Origin of the sequence: Duganella zoogloeoides, from assembly GCF_034479515.1 — a bacterium.
Taxonomy (GTDB): Bacteria; Pseudomonadota; Gammaproteobacteria; order Burkholderiales; family Burkholderiaceae_D; genus Rugamonas; species Rugamonas zoogloeoides.
In genome coordinates this window covers 5799236-5818010 of record NZ_CP140152.1, presented here as the reverse complement: position 1 = coordinate 5818010, position 18775 = coordinate 5799236, and the positions used below count along the sequence as shown (strand labels likewise).

General features: G+C 64.4%; 18 protein-coding genes. 11 read left to right on the top strand and 7 right to left on the bottom strand.

Going from position 1 to position 18775, the window contains the following annotated elements:
• Positions 1-162: 162 nt before the first annotated feature.
• The 4 genes from SR858_RS25610 to SR858_RS25595 are packed head-to-tail and all read left to right on the top strand — an operon-like array spanning position 163 to position 6357.
• A complete protein-coding gene (locus SR858_RS25610; protein ID WP_026637652.1) occupies positions 163-3717 on the top strand; it encodes a response regulator in 3555 nt (1184 codons plus the stop codon).
• Positions 3717-4532 (top strand): CheR family methyltransferase, encoded by an 816-nt coding sequence (locus SR858_RS25605; RefSeq protein WP_019923940.1) that lies wholly within the window; start codon positions 3717-3719, stop codon positions 4530-4532. The genes SR858_RS25610 and SR858_RS25605 overlap by 1 nt, the downstream gene beginning before the upstream one ends.
• Before the next feature lie 2 nt (positions 4533-4534).
• Entirely contained in the window at positions 4535-5158 is a 624-nt protein-coding gene (locus SR858_RS25600) for a chemotaxis protein CheB (protein ID WP_019923939.1), read from the top strand.
• Positions 5158-6357 carry a hybrid sensor histidine kinase/response regulator gene (locus tag SR858_RS25595; RefSeq protein ID WP_019923938.1) on the top strand — a complete coding sequence of 400 codons (1200 nt, stop codon included), beginning with the start codon at positions 5158-5160 and terminating at the stop codon, positions 6355-6357. The genes SR858_RS25600 and SR858_RS25595 overlap by 1 nt, the downstream gene beginning before the upstream one ends.
• 51 nt (positions 6358-6408) lie before the next feature.
• Here the strand turns inward: SR858_RS25595 and SR858_RS25590 are convergent, their stop codons facing one another.
• The 5 genes from SR858_RS25590 to SR858_RS25570 all read right to left on the bottom strand — a co-directional run bounded on the left by SR858_RS25590 (position 6409) and on the right by SR858_RS25570 (position 10274).
• Positions 6409-6843: an EF-hand domain-containing protein gene (locus SR858_RS25590; RefSeq protein WP_154820094.1), complete on the bottom strand. Its 435-nt coding sequence runs from the start codon at positions 6841-6843 to the stop codon at positions 6409-6411.
• Between the two features lie 160 nt (positions 6844-7003).
• On the bottom strand, positions 7004-7492 hold the full coding sequence (locus SR858_RS25585) for a nucleoside deaminase (RefSeq protein WP_019923936.1): 489 nt from the start codon (positions 7490-7492) through the stop codon (positions 7004-7006).
• 10 nt (positions 7493-7502) lie between these two features.
• Complete coding sequence (locus SR858_RS25580) at positions 7503-8582, bottom strand: BMP family ABC transporter substrate-binding protein (RefSeq protein ID WP_019923935.1); 1080 nt, start codon at positions 8580-8582, stop codon at positions 7503-7505.
• 31 nt (positions 8583-8613) lie between these two features.
• The gene (locus SR858_RS25575; RefSeq protein ID WP_019923934.1) at positions 8614-9480 is read right to left on the bottom strand and encodes a hypothetical protein; all 867 of its coding nucleotides are present in this window, start codon (positions 9478-9480) and stop codon (positions 8614-8616) included.
• Between the two features lie 80 nt (positions 9481-9560).
• Entirely contained in the window at positions 9561-10274 is a 714-nt protein-coding gene (locus tag SR858_RS25570; RefSeq protein WP_019923933.1) for a GntR family transcriptional regulator, read from the bottom strand.
• Between the two features lie 248 nt (positions 10275-10522).
• On the opposite strand from SR858_RS25570, the gene SR858_RS25565 reads away from it, so the two are divergent.
• The 5 genes from SR858_RS25565 to SR858_RS25545 all read left to right on the top strand — a co-directional run bounded on the left by SR858_RS25565 (position 10523) and on the right by SR858_RS25545 (position 16375).
• Entirely contained in the window at positions 10523-12073 is a 1551-nt protein-coding gene (locus tag SR858_RS25565; RefSeq protein ID WP_019923932.1) for an ABC transporter ATP-binding protein, read from the top strand.
• On the top strand, positions 12060-13136 hold the full coding sequence (locus tag SR858_RS25560; RefSeq protein WP_040378100.1) for an ABC transporter permease: 1077 nt from the start codon (positions 12060-12062) through the stop codon (positions 13134-13136). Before SR858_RS25565 ends, SR858_RS25560 begins: the two co-directional genes overlap by 14 nt.
• Positions 13133-14059: an ABC transporter permease gene (locus SR858_RS25555; RefSeq protein WP_019923930.1), complete on the top strand. Its 927-nt coding sequence runs from the start codon at positions 13133-13135 to the stop codon at positions 14057-14059. Before SR858_RS25560 ends, SR858_RS25555 begins: the two co-directional genes overlap by 4 nt.
• Positions 14060-14253: 194 nt before the next feature.
• Complete coding sequence (locus SR858_RS25550) at positions 14254-15915, top strand: methyl-accepting chemotaxis protein (protein WP_019923929.1); 1662 nt, start codon at positions 14254-14256, stop codon at positions 15913-15915.
• Between the two features lie 166 nt (positions 15916-16081).
• Positions 16082-16375 (top strand): 2Fe-2S iron-sulfur cluster-binding protein, encoded by a 294-nt coding sequence (locus SR858_RS25545; RefSeq protein WP_019923928.1) that lies wholly within the window; start codon positions 16082-16084, stop codon positions 16373-16375.
• Here the strand turns inward: SR858_RS25545 and SR858_RS25540 are convergent.
• On the bottom strand, positions 16372-16695 hold the full coding sequence (locus tag SR858_RS25540; protein WP_019923927.1) for a hypothetical protein: 324 nt from the start codon (positions 16693-16695) through the stop codon (positions 16372-16374). The genes SR858_RS25545 and SR858_RS25540 overlap by 4 nt on opposite strands.
• A 99-nt stretch (positions 16696-16794) precedes the next feature.
• Here SR858_RS25540 and SR858_RS25535 point away from each other — a divergent pair, with 99 nt between their 5' ends.
• Both SR858_RS25535 and SR858_RS25530 read left to right on the top strand, forming a co-directional pair.
• Positions 16795-17064 carry a MoaD/ThiS family protein gene (locus SR858_RS25535; RefSeq protein WP_019923926.1) on the top strand — a complete coding sequence of 90 codons (270 nt, stop codon included), beginning with the start codon at positions 16795-16797 and terminating at the stop codon, positions 17062-17064.
• A gap of 1 nt (position 17065) precedes the next feature.
• Positions 17066-18157: a WD40/YVTN/BNR-like repeat-containing protein gene (locus tag SR858_RS25530; protein WP_019923925.1), complete on the top strand. Its 1092-nt coding sequence runs from the start codon at positions 17066-17068 to the stop codon at positions 18155-18157.
• Here SR858_RS25530 and SR858_RS25525 read toward each other — a convergent pair.
• Positions 18133-18753: a TetR/AcrR family transcriptional regulator gene (locus SR858_RS25525; protein ID WP_019923924.1), complete on the bottom strand. Its 621-nt coding sequence runs from the start codon at positions 18751-18753 to the stop codon at positions 18133-18135. The genes SR858_RS25530 and SR858_RS25525 overlap by 25 nt on opposite strands.
• Positions 18754-18775 lie beyond the last annotated feature (22 nt).

Here is an 18775-nt window from a genome sequence, read left to right as displayed (position 1 = left end):
GGGAGTGGTTGGGATTGATTCATCATCAAACGTTATCACAAAGACATTCCGACTTGCGCACATAAGACGTGACTATTTCTTGCGCGCACGATTGCCCAAGCAGGCGAACAACCTTGTAAATGCGATAAACTTCTCGCTTCTCAAGATATCTTGGTCCGCATCATGCCCAATAAATCGTCGATGGACGACCAGTCATTCCGCCGCATCCTCGCCCGCAACATCACCTTGCCGCTGGCGTCAGGCGTCGTCAGCGCCGGTGTCTTCGTCATTTTGCTGATCTACCTGATCACGACCATGAACTGGGTCGAGCACAGCGAACGGGTGATCGGCAGCGCCAACGAGATCAGCAAGCAGATGGTGGACATGGAAACCGGCATGCGCGGCTACCTGCTGGCCGGCGACGAGGCATTCCTGCAGCCGTACGTGCTGTCCAAGCCCAAGGTCACGGCCAGCATCGGCAACCTGCTCACACTGGTGGAAGACAACCCGGCCCAGGTCGATCGCCTGCGTAATATCCAGGCCCAGCACCTGGGCTGGGACAAATACGCGCAGGAAATGATCGCATTGCGGGCCGCGAACGGCGACGTGACCGGCCCGGTCAAGACCGCGCGCGGCAAAACCCAGTTCGACGAGATCCGCCGCCTGCTCGATGCCTTCATCGGCACCGAGGCGCGCATGCGCCAGGAGCGCAACGATACCGCCCGCACGGTCACCATCGTGGTGGCCGTCGTCTATCTGCTGCTGACATTGGGCGTGGGCGGCGCGCTGGCCTGGTTCGGCCGCCGTGAGCTGCTGGGCCTGTCCCGGGTCTATAACGACGTGCTCAAGCAACACACCGAACATGCGGACCTGCTGCAGCAGCAGGCGTGGCTGCGCACCGGCCAGAGCGAGCTGGCGCAGCAGGGCATCGGCCAGATGGCGTTGCCGCAATTGTCGTCAGCGCTGCTGCAGTTCCTGGCGCGCTACATGGACGTGGTGGTTGGCGCGCTATACCTGCGTGCGCCGGACGGCAGCTTCCACCGGGTGGCGTCGTACGGCTTCTCGGCCGAATGGGACGCGCGCGAGCAGAAAATGCATCCGTCCGAGACGCTGGTGGCGCAAGCCGCACTGGAGCGCCGCTTGATCCGCCTCGACCAGGTGCCCGCCGATTACATCCAGGTCAGCTCCGGCCTCGGTACCGGTCCGGCCGCCAGCGTCATGCTGGCGCCGCTCGATAATGACGGCGTGATCAACGGCGTGATCGAGGTCGGCCTGCTGCGCGCCATCACCACGCGCGACATCGAATTCCTCAACTTGGTAAAAGGCAATATCGGCAACGCCATCGAGGCGAGCCATTCGCGCCAGCGCCTGCAGGAAGTGCTGGCCGAAACCCAGCAGCTGAACGAAGAACTGCAAGTGCAGCAGGAAGAACTGCGCACCGCCAACGAAGAACTGGAAGAACAGTCGCGGGTGCTGGAAGAATCGCAGGCGAGCCTGGAAAACCAGAAAGCCGAACTCGAACAAACCAACGAACAGCTGGCCGAACAAGGCCAGGCGCTCGACCACAAGAACGCCGCACTGACGCAGGCGCAGCAGGACCTGGAAGACCGTGCCGCCGAGTTGGAACGCGCCAGCCAGTACAAATCGCAGTTCCTGGCGAATATGTCGCACGAGCTGCGCACGCCGCTGAACAGCTCGCTGATCCTGGCCAAGCTGCTGTCGGAAAACTCGCTCGGCAACCTCAACGACGAGCAGGTACGCTTCGCCAACACCATCTATTCGGCCGGCAACGACCTGCTCAACCTGATCAACGACATTCTCGACATCTCCAAGGTGGAAGCGGGCAAGCTGGAACTGGTGCCCGAGCAGCTGTCGCTGCGCCACGTGGTCGAAGGCATGGCCATGGTGTTCGAGCCGCTGGCCCAGCAAAAGAAACTGGCGTTCCAGGTACAAGTGGCCGACGACGTGCCGCCGCACATGGTTTCCGACCGCCAGCGCCTCGAGCAGATCCTGAAAAACCTGCTGTCGAACGCGCTCAAGTTCACCAGCACCGGCCAGATCACGCTCAGCCTCGAGCGCGTGGGCAACGACGCGGTGGCGTTCTCGGTGCACGATACCGGCATCGGCATCCGCCCCGAAGACCAGCAGGGCATTTTCAACGCGTTCCAGCAAGCCGACGGCACCACCAGCCGCAAGTACGGCGGCACCGGCCTGGGCCTGTCGATTTCGCGCGACCTGGCGCACTTGCTGGGCGGCAGCATCAGCCTGGCCTCCGAAGTGGGACAGGGCAGCTGCTTCACCTTGACCATGCCGCTGGCATTTACCGCGCCCGAAGCCGGTCCGCGCCTGGGCAGCGCCAGCGCGCCAGCCGAGCTCGATGACACCGGCCGTACCCATGCCCCGGTAACCCTGCCACCGGTCGCGCTACCGGCCGCCGCGCCGTGGAAGGCGATGGCGCCCAAGCCGGCTGCCGCGCCCGTCGAGCCGCCACCGCCGCGCGTGCGCGCGTTCGAGGATGACCGTGATTTGTTGACGGATAACGTCGTCAACCAGCGCACCGTGCTGGTGATCGAGGATGACCCCAATTTCGCCCGCATCCTGTACGACCTGGCGCACGAAAAGCAGTACCGTTGCCTGGTGGCGTTCCACGCCGACGAGGGCCTGGAACTGGCGCGCCAGTTCCGCCCGGACGCGGTGCTGCTCGACATCCGCCTGCCCGACCGCTCCGGCCTGTCGGTGCTGCAATTGCTGAAAGACGACGCCACCACCCGCCACATCCCGGTGCACGTGGTGTCCGGCAGTGAGAACGGCGAAGCCGCGCTGCACCTGGGCGCCATCGGCTATGCCTTGAAGCCGGCCACGCGCGATCAGTTGATGGACGTGTTCCGCCTGATCGAAACCAAGCTCACGCAAAAGATCAAGCGCGTGCTGCTGGTGGAAGACGACGACCGCCAGCGTGACAGCGTGGTGCAGCTGATTTCCGACGACGACGTGGAAATCGTCGCGGTCGGTACCGGCGAAGAAGCGCTGGCGCTGCTGCGTACCAACATCTACGACTGCATGATCATCGATCTGAAATTGCCCGACATGCAGGGCAACGAGCTGCTGCAAAAAATGGCGGCCGAACAGCTGGCGGCGTTCCCGCCGGTGATCGTGTACACGGGCCGCAACCTGTCGCGTGCCGAAGAGGCGGATCTGCACAAGTATTCGCGTTCGATCATCATCAAGGGCGCCCGTTCGCCGGAACGCCTGCTCGACGAAGTGACGCTGTTCCTGCACAAGGTGGAAGCGGACCTGTCGTCCGAGCGCCAGACCATGCTGCGCACGGTGCGCTCGCGCGACCGCGTGTTCGAGGGCCGGCGCATCCTGCTGGTCGATGACGACGTGCGCAACATCTTTGCACTGACCAGCGCGCTCGAACAAAAAGGCGTGCTGGTGGAAGTGGGCCGCAACGGTTTCGAGGCAATCGAGAAAATGGATGCCAACCCCGACATCGACCTGGTGCTGATGGACGTCATGATGCCGGGCATGGACGGCCTGGAAGCGACGCGCCGCATCCGCGCCGACGCCCGCTTCGAGCGCCTGCCGATCATCGCCATTACCGCCAAGGCCATGAAGGACGACCAGGAGCAATGCCTGGCCGCCGGCGCCAGCGACTACCTGGCCAAGCCGATCGATCTGTCGCGCCTGTACTCGCTGCTGCGCGTGTGGATGCCCAACGGTGAACGGGGCGCATAATGCACAGCGATACCGACATTGAAATCAAAGTGTTGATGGAAGCCATCTACATGAAGTACAGCTATGATTTCCGCGACTACACGGGCGCTTCGCAAAAGCGCCGCGTGCTGCACGCCATGCGCGACATGGAGTGCGAAACCATCTCGGCGCTGCAGGCGCGCATCATGCACGAGCCTGCAGCGTTCAGCCAGCTGCTGCAATATTTGACCATCCCGGTGACGTCGATGTTCCGCGACCCCAGTTACTGGCTGGCGCTGCGCGAACAGGTGATGCCGGTGCTGCGCACGTATCCGTCGCTGAAAATCTGGATCGCCGGCAGCAGCACCGGCGAAGAAGTGTATTCGATGGCGATCCTGCTCAAGGAAGAGGGACTGTTAGAACGCAGCATGATCTACGCCACCGACATCAACCCGCAGTCGCTGGAAAAAGCCCGCAAGGGCGTATTCCCGCTCGACGCCATGCGCGAATACACGGCCAACTACCAGGCCGCCGGCGGCACCCGCAGCTTCTCCGATTACTACACGGCCGCCTACAACGCCGCCCTGTTCGACGGCGCGCTGTGCGAAAACGTCACCTTTGCCGACCACAGCCTGGCCACCGACGCCGTGTTTGCTGAAACCCATTTGATCAGCTGCCGCAACGTGATGATCTACTTTAAAAAGAAACTGCAGGAGCGCGCCTTCGGCCTGTTCCACGAGTCGCTGTGCCATCGCGGCTTCCTGGGACTGGGCAGCAAGGAGAGCATCGACTTTTCCGCTTACGGCCCCGCGTTCGAGCCGATCGTCAAACGCGAACGGCTGTTTCGCAAGCGCTAGCCATGCTCGATGCCGCCACCGCGCTTGCCGCGATCGACGCCGTCCTGGCCAGCCACCGCACTCGCATCAAGGCGGTGATCATCGGCGCCTCGGCCGGCGGCGTCGGTGCGCTGCTCAAGCTGCTGCCGGGCTTGCCCAGGCAGTATGCGCCGGCCGTGGTGGCGGTGCTGCACGTGCCGGAAAACCGGCAAAGCCAGCTGGCCGACGTGTTCGCCCAGCGCATGGCGCTGCCGGTGCGCGAAGCGGCCGACAAGGAAACCTTGACGTCCGGGACGCTCTACTTTGCCGGTTCCGGCTACCATTTGTCTGTCGAGTCGGATTACTGCTTTTCGTTAAGCTGCGAAGCGCCGCGTAATTTTGCCCGGCCATCGATCGACATCCTGATGGAGTCGGCGGCCGATGCCTACGGGCCGGCCCTGATGGGCATATTACTGACCGGGGCCAACCATGACGGCGCCGCAGGCATGGCGGCCATCGGCCGCGCCGGCGGCCTCACCGTGGTGCAAGACCCGCAAGATGCCGAAGTGGCGACCATGCCGCAGGAAGCGATCCGCGTGCGCCACCCCGACCTGGTGCTGCCGCTGGACGCGATCCATACATTGCTGTTGAAGCTGGAGAAGAACTGATGCAAGCCGAGCAACCGACCAAACTGCTGATCGTTGACGATCTGCCGGAAAACCTGCAAGCCCTGAACGCCGTGATCCGGGGCCCGGGCCGCGAGATCTTCCAGGCCGGTTCGGGCGACGAAGCGCTGGCGCTGCTGCTGCAGCACGACTTTGCCATGGCCTTCCTCGACGTGCAGATGCCGGGCATGGACGGTTTCGAACTGGCCGAACTGATGCGCGGCACCGAGAAAACCCGGCAAATCCCGATCGTGTTCGTCACTGCCGCCGGCAAGGAACTCAATTACTCGTTCAAGGGCTACGAGGCCGGCGCGGTCGATGTGCTGTACAAGCCGCTCGATTCGCGCGCCGTGCGCGGCAAGGTCGAAGTGTTCGTGGCGCTGTGGGAGCAGCGCGAAGCGATGCGGCGCCAGGTGCAGGCGCTCGAGGAAGCACGGCAGGCGCAGGAAGCCATGCTGGCCGAACTGAACGTGGCGCAAGCGCAGTTGCAGCGCGCGCTGGCCATGCGCGACGAATTCATGTCGATGGTCTCGCACGAAATGCGCACGCCGCTCAACACGCTGTACCTGGAAACGCAATTGCGCAAGATGCAGCTCGAGCGCGGCAACATGGCGGCCTTCGGTGCCGAGCAGTTGCAGCGCATGGTCGCGCGCGACGACCGCCAGATCCAGAGCATCATCCGCCTGATCGACGACATGCTCGACGTGTCGCGCATCCGTTCCGGCAAGCTGTCGTTGCGGCCGGGCTGGGTGGAAATGTCGGGACTGCTGCGGCGCGTGGTGCACGACTTGACGCCGCAGGCATCGACCGCCGGTTGCAGCATCGGGCTCGATGCCGGCACGCCCGTGTCCGGCTGGTGGGACGAGTTCCGCATCGAGCAGATCGTCGTCAACCTGCTGACCAACGCCATGCGCTACGGCGCCCAGCGGCCGGTGGCGGTGGTGCTTACGGTGCAGGAGGAACAAGTACTGGTGGAGGTGCGCGACCAGGGCCCTGGCATCGCGCCCGAGCTGCAGCAGAAAATTTTTGAACCGTACGAGCGCGGCGTGGGCAACGAAGTGCCATCGGGCCTGGGCCTGGGCCTGTACATCTCGCGCGAACTGGCCGAGGTGCACCAGGGCAGCCTGACCGTGCGCAGCGTACCGGGCGAGGGTGCAGTCTTTACGCTGGCGCTGCCCCGCTCGGACGCGCCGCCGGTATAGGGCTCGCAAACCTGCTGCGTGTCCCGCCACGGTTTTCGAGGCCCGATACCTTTATCGGGAGTTGGCTTCTTCGCGGCGCCGGATCAGGTAGGCGTTGACGTCGTCGATGGTGACGTGGCCGCGCTGGGCGGTGTCGATGTTGTCGAAATTTTTCTCGACCACCGCCAGGCCGGCCTGGTGCGCTTCCTCGCGGTTGAGCGTCCCGCTGTTGTCGAGGTCGGCATCATTGAACCGCTTTTTCAGGTTCTGCATCGGTTGCAGGCGCAGCAGTATGGGCCCCGGACCGGTTGCCGGAGCAGGGGCGACATCGCGCTTGGGCTGGCGCATCGAGCGCGGCACATAGGCATCGGAATACGGCGTGGCCACGGCTGCCTTGGCCGTCATATTCGCGGTCAGCTCGGCAGGTGGTGTCTGGGCGTGTATCGGCGCCATGGACAGGCTGCCGACCGTTGCCGCTGTGGCGGCTAATAATTGTAATCTCGTCATAGTTATCTCCCCCGCATCGCGTGATGCCTGGTTCAGGGTGATACTGTGATCCGATTACGAAAAATTAGCAATCGCTGTCGATTGCAGCCAGCCCCCGCGCCTGCACGCCGACCCCGGTTGTGGCCCGGAAGCATCACTTGCGGGCAACAACCTTGTTCGATCAGCTATTTCCTCCGCCATCCCAAAACCCGGCATGCGCCAGCCGGGCCTCGTCCTCGCGCAGCGGCCCGATCACTTCGGTCGGACGCTGGCCGGCTGCGAAGACGGTCCGGCATGGCAGCGCCAGGGTCGGATTTTCGGGATCGCTACCGGTCAGTTGCAGCAGGCTTGCTTCCGACAGCGCATACACGACCCTGCCCACGCCGCTCCAGTAGGTGCCGCCACTGCACATGGCGCATGGTTCGGCGTTGGCGTACAACGTGGCCGTGGCCAGTTCGGCCGGGCCGTACTGCTGCGAGGCCAGGCGCAGCGCGTTCATCTCGGCGTGCGCAGTGCGATCGCTCGATGACGCATTCATCGCCGACGAAATCACCGTGCCGTCGGCCGCCACGACCATGGCGGCAAACGGATGGTGGCCCTCGTCGCGCGAGCGCTGCGCCAGCGCCAGGACTTCGGTGATGAATGCGTGATCCTGCGCGGTGGCGGTCATTGTGCGCTCCTTATTTTGGAATCTTGCCATCGACGCCCTGCACATAGAAATTCATCTGCAGCAGGTCTTTTTCCGGCGCGCGCACGCCAGCGGCGTACTTGACGGCGCCGGTCTGGTCCTTGATCGGACCGGTGAACGGGGCAAACGTGCCGGCGGTGAGCGCCGCCTTCTTCTCCTCGTAAATCTTGGCCGCATCGGCCGGCACCACCGCGTTCAGTTTCGACATCTTGACCATGCCTTCCTTCAGGCCGCCGCGATAGTCGCTGGTCTTCCAGGTGCCGGCGATCACCGCCTTGGCGGTGTCGATGTAGTAGCCCGACCAGTCGTTGGTGGCGGCAGTCAGGTGCGCCTTCGGTGCGAAGCGCGACATGTCGGAATCCCAGCCGAATGCGTACACGCCTTTTTCCTGCGCCACTTGCAGCGTGGCCGGCGAGTCGGTGTTTTGCGCCATCACGTCCGCGCCTTGCGCCACCAGGGTTTCCGCTGCCTGGCGTTCCTTGGCCGGGTCGTACCACGAGTTCACCCAGATCACCTTGGTCTTGATTTTCGGATTGACGCTTTGGGCGCCCAGCGTAAACGCGTTGATGTTGCGGATGACTTCCGGTACCGGGAACGAGGCGATGAAGCCGAGCGTGTTCGACTTGGTCATCTTGCCGGCCAGGATGCCGTTCAGGTACGAGCCCTCGTACAGGCGCGATTCGTACGTGGCCAGGTTCTTGGCGCTTTTAAAGCCGGTGGCGTGGACAAACGTGACGCCGGGCGCGGACTTGGCCACTTTTTCGGTGGCGTTCATATAGCCGAACGACGTGGTGAAAATCAGCTTGTTGCCTTCGGCGACTAGCTTGCGGATCACGCGTTCGGAGTCCGCGCCTTCGGGCACGTTTTCAACGAAGGTGGTTTTCACCTGGGCGCCCAGGGCTTTTTCCAGCGCCAGGCGGCCCTGGTCGTGGGCGTAGGTCCAGCCGGCGTCGCCGACGGGGCCCACGTATACAAAACCCACCTTCAACGGCTCGGCGGCGAACGACGGGATGGCGGCGGCCAGGGTGCAGGCGGCGGCAATGGCGGTCAATGCGGTGCGGCGATTCATCATGCGTTTTCCTTGAAGGGTGAATTAAAAGTGATCAGAAGTGATATTCGGCGCGGACCATCGGCGTGCGGGCGGTGGCGCCGTTGTTGTTGCGGTCCGGGTTGCCGAACTTGTTCTTCCAGTACTGGTACTCGACGCCCACCTTGAACGTGTTCTTGCCCGCGCCGATGGCGCCGCTCATGTCGTACATGATCTGCATGTCGATATTGGTTTCCGGCGCGGTGCCGCCGCCGAATTCGTTGGTGCCCTTGGCGGTGATGAAGTTGGCATAGCCCTCGAAGCTGAGCGGAATGCCGATGTCGAACGGGATGCCCCAGGCGCCGGTCAGCATGGCGTGGGTTTTATACGAGTAGCGCGGCGTGGCCTGGTTGGTGAAGGTGCTGTACGGCGCGTTCGATTCCCAGATCGCCAGCACGCTCACGTCGAGAAAACCGGGCACGTCGAACATCAACGTCGGGCCGGCGACGACCATGCGCTTCTTGGAGTTGTAGCCGGCGTCGGTCTTGCTGTTGTAGTCGAAGCCCAGGGTGGCGCCCACGCCGCGCACGGGGCCGAAGGCGTAGCTCTTGCCGGCGATCTTGCCGAAGTCCAGCGTGTGGCGGTACACCGCGTACGCCTCGTGGGCGCCGCTGTTGGAGCCGGCCGACGACGGATCGAGATTGGACGACATCAGCAGATCGACGCTGAAAAAGTTCTTGCCGTACTTGTAGCCGGAGACGTGGCTGAAGTTGACGATGTTCTTGGTGATGTCATTGTCGTTGAACGGCTCGGCGAACTTGGTGCCGTAGCGGTAGCTGAGCGACGTGTCGCTCCAGTCGGCCGCCTGGCTGGTGCCGACGGTGCTGGCGGCAAGAAGTGCGAGAACTGCGGTGCAGCGGATCAGACGTGAACGACGTGGCATGTGCGGGCTCCGGTAAGTTGATGGTCAGTGCTTTCCTGCCTACCTCTTTAGCAAGGATCAGGCCAGCGTCTTTGCTGTATTTACAGGCCGCTGAGCGCCTGCGCCAGGTTCACCTTGCGGTCCTGTCCCGCCAGGTGCAGGCGCGCTTCGATCGCCAGCAGGTGGTGTTCGATCAGGTGGATCGCTTCTTTTACTTTGCCCTGCTCGATCAGCGTGGCCAGGTCCTGATGTTCGTCGTTTTCGCACATGGCGCTGCCCGGGGTTTCGTACAGCGCGATGATCAGCGAGCAGCGCGACACCAGCTCTCCCATGAAGCGCAGCAGCACGTGGTTGCCGGCCAGTTGCGCCAGCAGCAGGTGGAATTCGCCGCCCAGGCGTATCCATGCGGCGCGGTCGCCGCTGCGCCGGGCCGCGTCTTCCGCTGCCAGCGCGGCGCGGATCTGCTTGAGTGAATCCGGCGTGGCATGGCGGATCACCAGCGGCACGATCTCGCGTTCGAGCGCGCGGCGGGCGGCGAAAATCTCGCGCGCCTGCTGTGGCGTGGGCGAGGCGATCACCGCGCCACGGTTGGGCCGCAGCTCGATGATGTGGTCGTGCGCCAGGCGTTGCAGCGCTTTGCGCACGGTGGTGCGGCTCACTTGATAAAGCTCGCAGAAATCGGCTTCGCCCAGGTGAGTGCCGGGTGGCAGGCGGTGGCTCATCACGGCGGTGACTACCGCCTTATAGATACGCATGTCGATGGCGGTGGTACCGCGTTTGACGGCAGCTGGATCGGCTTTGCGCGGGTCGGGCATTGTGGGGCTCCATATCAGTAGTACTACCCGTACAAAGCAGGAAGCGTGCTAGCAGAAGCAACAAAATCGCCGCACGATTGTGTACGAAATTACTTTGTTTTTGCATCCACCTGCACGCTTTTGGGGAGCGGAGCATCCCCCTTTAGTGCAGGACGCACGGAGAAGCGGCATGCTTGCTCTGAGGAGTCGGTGGCATATTACTTGCGTCAGCTGCGGTATCCGATTTGTATACGATAAAGGACCGGCAGATGACTGAACCGCGCTTGCAGATGCTGGGCATCTCCAAGATCTATCCCTCGGTGGTGGCCAACGCCGATGTCAACCTGACTGTCATGCCCGGCGAAATCCACGCCGTGCTGGGCGAGAACGGCGCCGGCAAGAGCACGCTGATGAAGATCATCTACGGCGTGGTGAAACCCGACGACGGCCAGATCATGTGGGAAGGCCGGCAAGTGCATATCAACTCGCCGCACGATGCGCGCAAGCTCGGTATCGGCATGGTGTTCCAGCACTTCGCGCTGTTCGAAACGCTGACCGTGGCGGAGAACATCGCGCTGGCGCTCGACGAGAAAACGTCGCCGGCGGCGCTGGCGCCGCGCATCCGCGCCGTCTCGGAACAATATGGCTTGCCGCTCGATCCGGCGCGGCTGGTGCACAGCATGTCGGTGGGCGAGCGCCAGCGCGTTGAGATCGTGCGCTGCCTGCTGCAGTCGCCGAAACTGCTGATCATGGACGAGCCGACGTCGGTGCTCACGCCCGACGCGGTGTTGAAACTGTTCGAGTCGCTGCGCCGGCTCGCGGCGGAGGGCGTGAGCATCGTCTACATCAGCCACAAGCTCGACGAAATCCAGACGCTGTGCGACAAGGCCACCGTGCTGCGCGGCGGGCGCGTGTCCGGCACCGCGTTACCGAAGCAGGAGAGCTCGCGGTCGCTGGCCGAGTTGATGATCGGGCGCGAGCTGCCCGTGTGCGTCAGTACGCCGCAGCAGCCGGGCGACGTGGTGCTGCATCTCGACGCCCTCAACATTGAGAGCGACGACCCGTTCGGCACGCGTTTAAAGGATATCAGCCTGGCGCTGCGTGCGGGCGAGATCGTGGGCATTGCCGGCATTTCCGGCAACGGCCAGCAGGAGCTGCTCAAGGCCATCTCGGGCGAGCGGCCGCTGGGCCGGCGCCAGGGCGCAATCAATATGTTCGGCCAGGATGTGGGAGGGCTCAACGCGGCGCAGCGGCGCCAGCGCGGCCTGGGCTTCGTGCCCGAGGAGCGGCTGGGCCGTGGCGCCGTGCCCGACCTGTCGCTGGCCGACAACGCGCTGTTGACCGGCTATGTGCCGCCGGCCACCGGCATGGTCAAACGTGGCCTGGTCAAACGCGGCGCGGTGGGGGCGTTCGCGCGCGACGTCATCGAGCGCTTCAAGGTCAAGTGCGGCGGCGAGCGGTCGGCCGCTGCCAGCCTCTCGGGCGGCAACCTGCAAAAGTTCATCGTCGGGCGCGAGATCATGCTGGCGCCGACAGTGATGGTATTTGCCCAGCCAACCTGGGGTGTCGATATCGGCGCGGCCATGCTGATCCGCCAGGCCATCATCGACATGCGCAACGCCGGCGTGGCGGTGCTGGTGCTGTCGGAGGAAATCGAGGAGTTGTTCATGCTCAGCGACCGCATCGCGGTGCTGGCCGATGGCCGCCTGTCGCGCGCGGTGCCCACGGTGGACACCAGCATCAACGAAGTCGGCGTGTGGATGAGCGGCGATTTCAACTATCAAGGCGCAGTCAAAGGAGATTCGAATGTCCCGGCTTGAAAAACGTCCCGAACCGTCCCGGCGCATGATGCTGGCCTCGCCCCTGATCGCGGCGGCGGCGATGCTGGCCACCGGCTCGCTCTTGTTCCTGTTCCTCGGCCAGGAGCCGCTGCACGCGTTCTACGTGTACTTCATCAAGCCATGGACCACCCTGTACGGCGTGGGCGAGTTGCTGCTGAAAGCGACGCCGCTGATCCTGTGCGGCGTGGGCCTGGCCATCGGTTTTCGCGCCAACGTCAACAACATCGGCGCCGACGGCCAGCTGACGGTGGGCGCGATCGCAGCCGGCGCCGTGGCGCTGCAATTTCACGAGGTGGAGGCGTGGTGGGTGCTGCCGCTGATGCTCGTGGCCGGCGCCGTGGGCGGCATGCTGTGGGCGGCAATCCCCGCCTTGCTGCGCACGCGGTTCAACACCAGTGAAATCCTGGTGAGCCTGATGCTGGTGTACGTGGCGTACCACCTGCTCAGCTACCTGGTGCACGGGCCGATGCGCGACCCGGACGGTTTTAACTTTCCACAATCGAAAATGTTCAGCGAGTCGGCGACGCTGCCATTGCTCGTGGAGGGCTTGCGGCTGAACGCGGCGTTCATCCTGTCGCTGATTGCCGCCGGTGCGGCGTGGTTCTTTTGCCGCCATACCTTTGCCGGCTACCGCATGCAGGTGAGCGGCATGGCGCCGGCCGCCGCCTTGTACGCTGGTTTTTCCGAGCCGCGCAACGTGTGGCTGGCCTTCATGGTCAGCGGCGCGCTGGCCGGCGTGGCCGGCGTGGGCGAGGTGGCCGGGCCGCTGGGCCAGTTGCAGCCATCGGTGTCGCCCGGCTACGGCTTTGCCGCCATCATCGTCGCGTACGTGGGCCGGCTGCATCCGCTGGGCGTGGTGCTGTCGGCGCTGTTGATGTCGCTGTTGTACATCGGCGGCGAGACCGCGCAGATCGAGCTGGGCGCGCCGTCGGCAATCACCGGCGTGTTCCAGGGGCTGCTGCTGTTCTACCTGCTGGCGGCCGACCTGTTCATCCACTATCGCATCAAACCGCATAAGCGGATTTCAGGAGTACCAGCATGATGACCACCGAACTGTTGATCGCCTTTTTGGCCAGCACCGCCGGCGCCGCCACCCCGCTGGTGGTCGCCTCGATGGGCGAGCTGGTGACCGAGCGCTCCGGCGTGCTCAACCTCGGCATGGAAGGCATGATGCTGGTCGGCGCCGTGGTGGGCTTCGGCGTCACGCTGGGTACCGGCAGCATGGTGCTGGGCCTGCTGGCGGCGATGGCGGCCGGCATGCTGATGGCGCTGGTGTTCGGCTTCCTGGTGCTGACCCTGCAAACCAACCAGGTGGCCACCGGGCTGGCGCTGACGCTGTTCGGCATCGGCGTTTCGGCGTTCCTCGGCCGCAGTTTCGTCGGCCAGACCGTGGAGCGCATGCCCAACCTCGACATCCCGCTGCTGTCTGATTTGCCGTTCATCGGTCCGCTGCTGTTCCGCTTTGACGCCATGACCTATGCGTCCGTGGCGCTGGTGGTGGTGATTGGCTGGATGCTGGCGCGCACCCGGCTCGGATTGGTGATCCGCGCGGTGGGCGAGTCGCCGCACAGCGCGCATGCGATCGGCTTCAACGTCATCGCGCTGCGCTATGGCACGGTGCTGTTCGGCGGCGCCATGGCCGGCCTGGGGGGCGCCTACCTGTCGCTGGCGCTGACGCCGATGTGGGTGGAGGGCATGACGGCCGGCCGCGGCTGGATCGCGCTGGCGCAAGTGGTGTTCGCGACCTGGAAGCCGCGCGGCGTGCTGGTGGGCGCTTACCTGTTCGGCGGGGTCACGGTGCTGCAATTTCACGGCCAGGGCATGGGGCTGGCCATCCCGTCGGAATTCCTGTCGATGCTGCCTTATGTCGCTACCATCGTGGTACTGGTACTGATCTGCCGCAATCCGCAGACAATCTTGCTCAATAAGCCAATGTCGCTGGGCCAGAACTTCAAAGCGGACTGAGCATCTGTTGTATTGCTACAAAAAAACATCCTTTTGATACATTTGGTTAGATTCTTAAGGCGCGGTAAACGTTAATCTAGTTCCACAGGCCAGCTGCGCCTGTGGGCGCTCCCCAATCCCCGGCTCGCCTTCTTGCTCTCATAAGTTGTCAATAATTTTCCCATCCAGAACAAGCAAGCCACAAAGGAGCTGCCATGCGTGTCAACACGCCCGTCACCCAGAACGAGTACATCATGGAAGATGGCAAGACCATCGTCTCCAGTACCGATTTGCAGGGCAACATCAACTACGCCAACCCGTATTTTCTCGAAGTGAGCGGCTTTACCGAAGCCGAGGTGATGGGCGCGCCGCAAAACATCGTGCGCCATCCCGACATGCCGGTCGAAGCCTTTGCCGACCTGTGGACCACCATCAAGGCCGGCATGCCATGGACCGGGCTGGTGAAGAACCGCTGCAAGAACGGCGACTATTACTGGGTGCTGGCCAATGTCACGCCCGTGATCGAGCAGGGCAAGCAGGTCGGCTACCTGTCGGTGCGCACCAAGCCGTCGCGCGAGCAGGTGCGCGCGGCCGATGCGCTGTACCGCGAGATCAAGGCCGGCAACCCGCGCGGCCTGCGCATCCATAACGGCCGCGGAGTCTCCGGCGGCGTGTTTGCGCGCATGAAAGAGTCGCTCAAGATGTCGCTCAACCAGCAGATCGCGCTGGCCACGACCATGGGCGCGAGCGTGCTGCTGATCGTGGCGCTGTGCCTGCTGACCATGGGCGAGACCAGCCTGTACCAGGCGCGCGGCTGGCTCGGCGGCATTGCGCTCGCTGCCATTGCCGGCATGGTGTTATTTGGCCGCAGCCTCTATGTCAACGTGGCGCTGCCGCTCAAGCAAGCCACCCGCGCGGCGCGCATGATGGCGGGCGGCGACCTGACCGCCTCCATCGAGGTGCGCCGCGACGACGAGATGGGCCGCCTGCTGGCCGCACTGCGCCAGACCAATATCAACCTGCACAGCATTATCGGCGACGTGCGTGCCAATTTTGCCGAGATCACTACCGCCACCACTGAAATTGCCAACGGCAATATGGACCTGTCGGGCCGCACCGAGTCGCAGGCGTCGAGCCTGCAGCAGACCGCCTCGAGCATGGAAGAACTGACGTCCACCGTGCAAATGAGCGCCAACAACGTCGCCAGCGCCAACCAGCTGGCCGAGGAGGCCAAGCAGGTGGCCGCGCACGGCGGCGAGATCGTCTCGCAGGTAGTGACCACCATGGGCGATATCAGCACCTCGTCCACCAAGATCCTCGACATCATCGGCCTGATCGACGGTATCGCCTTCCAGACCAACATCCTCGCGCTCAATGCGGCGGTGGAGGCGGCGCGCGCCGGCGAGCAGGGGCGCGGCTTCGCCGTGGTGGCGTCGGAAGTGCGTGGCCTGGCGCAGCGTTCGGCCACGGCTGCCAAGGAGATCAAGACCTTGATCGACATGTCGATCTCCAAGGTACAGGCCGGCACTGCGCTGACCAACAGCGCCGGCGTGACCATGGGCCAGGTGATCGAGTCGGTCAGCAAGGTCTCGCGCGTGATGGCCGAGATCTCGCATTCCACGCGTGAACAGAGCACCGGCATCGGCCAGGTCAACCAGGCCGTGATCCAGATCGACGACATCACCCAGCAAAACGCCGCGCTGGTGGAGCAGGCCGCCGCTGCCGCAGGCAACCTGGTCGAGCAGGCGCGCAATGTGTCGCAGGCGATGGCCGTGTTCAAGCTTCAGCATGCGCCGCGTGCCGGCGCCCGTGCCGTGGCGCCGCCGGCACGGCCGGTGCCAACCAAAGCCAAGCCGAAGCTGGTGGCGCACAGCTAACGGCTCGACACCGGCTGCCGCCCGGCCATTGCCGTTGCATTGCCCGGCGCGCCTGCGTGCGCTGCCGTTGCCCAGAACCATATGGCCGTTCGCTGCGGTGGTGCGTGGCACCTTTGAAGCATGGGCGTGACGTATCATGGCGCTTTTTTGACCGGCGGACCATCGCATGCGCGGCACTTTCACGATTACCCTGGCGGGGCAGGGCTGGACCTTTGCGGCCGACGCGGGCGCCACCGTGCTGGCGGCCGCGCAGCAGGCCGGCATTCGCCTGCCCAGCTCGTGCCGCAACGGCACTTGCCGCACCTGCCTGTGCCGGCTCGAGCGCGGCGCGGTTCACTACACCATAGCCTGGCCCGGCGTGAGCCTCGACGAAAAGCGCGAGGGCTACATTCTCCCTTGCGTGGCGGTGGCCGACACCGATCTCGTCATCGGGGCGCCGGCCGCCCGCAAAGTTCCCTAGTCGCTTTGGCCGCCCTGGCCGCCTTTTCTCAGGCGGTCGAGCAGGGCATCGGTGGAGGCGCTCAGCGGCACGCCGTGGCGGCGCAGCAACTGGATGTGCAGCACCAGGTTTTCCAGTACCAGCTTGGCCGCCACCGCCAGCAAGGTCAGTTGCTTGTCTTCCTCGCTGAAGTTGTCCATGGCCTCGGCCATCTCGCACAGGTGGTTGGCGATCAGGCCGCGCAGTTCTTCTTCCTCGAACGGCAGGTCGGCGAAATCGATCGGATCTTCCTGCTCCACTTCCTGCATCAGCAGTTCCAGCTCTTGTGGCGTAATCGACATGCGGTGCTCCGATGGTAGTTGACGCCCTGTCATTCTAGCGAATCACCTGCCATTTCGCGCTAGAATCGACCGCAACTTCGCGACGAACTTCACCCCATCATGGCGCGTCTGATCTTTACCCGGCAGCTGGCCCGTTTCATCGACGTGCCGCAGGTGGACACCGGTGCGGCCGACCTGCGCAGCGCGCTTGAAACCGCGTTTGCCGTCGAGCCACGCCTGCGCGGCTACGTGCTCGACGAGCAGGGCCGCCTGCGCCAGAACGTCGTGGTCTTTATCGACGGCCGCCCCGCGCGCGACCGCGTCACCTTGCGTGATGCGCTCGCGCCTGCTGCGCAAGTCCATATTCTGCAAGCATTATCTGGAGGCTAGCATGTCCGACCACGCTGTTCTGGCCACCCGCAAGGGGCTGTTTGAACTCTACCGCACCCACGAAGCCTGGCGCCTCGACCGCCAGCATTTCGCCGGCGATCCGGTGTCGATGCTGCTGGCCGACCGCCGCGACGGCGCCCTGTACGCTGCGCTCAACCTGGGCCACTTCGGCGCCAAGCTGCACCGGCGCGATGCCGGCAGCGATACTTGGGTGGAAGTGGCCACGCCGGCCTTTCCACCGAAGCCGGACAGCAGCGACGACAAGACCGACTGGACCGTCAAACAGGTCTGGTCGCTGGCGGCCGGCGGCCCCGATCAACCGGGCGTACTGTGGGCCGGCACGCTGCCGGGCGGCCTGTTCCGATCGAGCGATCGCGGCGCCAGCTGGCAGCTGGTGGAAGCGTTGTGGAACGTGCCCGAGCGGGCGCAGTGGATGGGCGGCGGCTACGACGTGCCGGGCATCCACAGCATCTGCGTCGATCCGCGCGACAGCCGGTCGGTGCTGGTCGGCGTCTCATGCGGCGGCGCCTGGCTCACCAGTGACGGCGGCGCCAGCTGGGCGCTGCGCGCGCATGGCATGCGCGCCGATTACATGCCGCCCGAGCTGGCCAACGAGGGCGCCATCCAGGACCCGCACCGCATCGTGCGCTGCACGGGCGAGCCCGATAAATTGTGGTGCCAGCACCACAACGGCATCTGGCGCAGCGTCGATAACGGCGCCTCGTGGACCGAGGTGCGCTGCGACGTGTCATCGTGCTTCGGCTTTGCGGTGGCGGTGCATCCGCTTGACGGTGAGACCGCGTGGTTCGTGCCGGCGGAAAGCGACAGCCGCCGCTATGCGCCGCATGCCGCGCTGGCCGTCACCCGCACCATCGACGGGGGGCGGCACTTCATTGCCTGGCGCGGCGGTCTGCCGCAGCGGCACTGCTACGACCTCGTGTATCGCCACGGCCTGGCCGTGAGCGACGACGGCCAGCGCGTACTGATGGGTTCGACCACGGGCGGGGTGTGGCTGTCGGAAGACGGCGGCGGCCAGTGGCAGACGGTGTCCACCACCTTGCCGCCCGTTTATGCGGTGGCGTTCGTGCCGTAATATGCTAGGAACATGTCCACCGTCGCCTCCACCACCGTGGTCTGGGTGGTCGTATCGAGCGGCGGCTGGTTCAGCGTGACCTGCGGCCAGAAGGCGAAGGTCTTGAGCTGGCCATGCAACATGTGCGAGGCCAGCAGCGGGTCGGCCGCGCGCAACTTGCCATCGGCCTGCGCGGCGCGCAGCCAGCGCGTAATCCCTTCTTCCTTGGCGCTCAGGCGCGCCACCATTTCGTGCGCGCGCTCGGGCGAGTGGATCGCCTCGGCAATCGCCACCCGCGCCAGGTCGAGGAAATACGCATCCTTGAGCATTTCCATTTTTTTCCACAGCATGTCCAGCAATTGCCCGCGCAGGGGCAGGGCGCTGTCGTATGGCGTGTCTTCCAGCGACGAGGTGCTGCACCACAGTTGCTGCAGGATGTGCGCGAACAGCTCGTCCTTGCTGGGGAAGTGGTTGTACACGGTGCGCTTGGACACACCTGCCGTGGCGGCGATCTTGTCCATGCTGGTCGATTCGAAACCGCTGACGCGGAACTCGGCAATGGCGGCATCGACGATGGCCTGGCGCTTGCGGTCGGTAAGCTTGATGGGAGCATTCATCCAGCTATTTTACACCCACCAG